Source organism: Treponema sp. UBA7570 (assembly GCA_002477955.1).
Lineage (GTDB): Bacteria > Spirochaetota > Spirochaetia > Treponematales > Treponemataceae > Treponema_D.
On record DLLE01000006.1, the window covers coordinates 11,265 to 12,490 of the forward strand.

1 protein-coding gene is annotated in these 1,226 nt (G+C 34.4%); it reads left to right on the forward strand.

The genetic code is table 11. The annotated features are described in order from the left end of the window. Nucleotides 1–102 precede the first annotated feature (102 nt). The coding region (locus B4N75_RS00520) for a hypothetical protein (RefSeq protein ID WP_296706298.1) at nucleotides 103–1,226 on the forward strand (1,124 nt) is incomplete at its 3' end.

Consider the following 1,226-nt stretch of genomic DNA (forward strand, 5'->3'; position numbering starts at 1 on the left):
TTAAATAAAATCTTTAAATAAAGCTAAATCAGAAATCCGTTTTTGCCGAAATTTTATTTATATAGAAGAATGAAAAAATTCTTGTTTGGCAAGGCGGGTGCAATGGCGGCATCAAAAAAATACAATCGTTTTGATAATTATTTACTAAAAGGAAAACTGCGCCGTAAAGGTTTTGAATGGTGGCGTTATGTTTTTACAGGAATCAACAGGGCAACAGGAGAACAAAAGACCTTTTTTGTTGAATTGTATTATGTAAATCCGTTGATTTCGCCTAAAAAAGCGATAATAGCACAAAAATCCCAATTAAAAATTTCTGATTCTGATTTGCAGTACGCGCTTGCAGGAACTTTAGCCGCAAGCAAAGCGAATGAAGAAGAGGAGTTTATTCCAAGTTATGCTCTTTTAAAAGCTGGTTTTTATGGAGAAAACGGCAGGCAGTTCAACTGTTTTTATCCATCGGAAAAACTTAATTTCATAAAATCTGATCAGTCTTTTAAATTGGAAAATTGTATTTTTGGAAAAGACTTGATTTCCGGCAGTATAGAAGTTACAGAAGAAAATTTGTCCGAAAAACCGGAGCTTTTGTGTTCGGCTGGAACAATGAAATGGAATCTGCACTTTGAAAAGACTATTGAATCAGCTCCTTTGTATAAAAATAAAAACGATTTATGGATTCCACTTGGCGCAAAAACAGTCTTTGCAGGAGTTGTTGAATTAAACGGAACGGAATACACAGTTGTTCCTAGAAGTTCTGCCGGCTATATTTCTAAATCCTGGGGCGAAAAACTGATTGAAAATTATTTCCATCTTTCATCGACGAATTTTACGAGTTCAATTTCTGGAAAAAATTTGGGAAAATCCTGCTTTTGTATTGAAGGCGAATTTGAAAAAAAACTGAAGGCTTTTGTCGAGCTTGAAGGAAGAAAAATTTCTCTGAGTGGAAAAGGAATTTTTAATAAGTATTCTGAAATTCATTCTTGCTCTCAGATGCCAATAGATGCCGATGGCGAAAAACTTCACTGGAGTGTGAGTGTTCATTGGAAAAAATATGTAATCGATGTTGATGTTTATTGCAGGACTTCACAAATGCTCATAAAAAATTATGAACTTTTGGAAGGCGGAAGGGACTTAATCGAAATATGCAGTGGCGGAACAGGTTTTGGAGAAATAAAGATTTTTAAAAAAATCAGAAAAAATCTTGAGCTTTTGGAGCACGCAACTATATT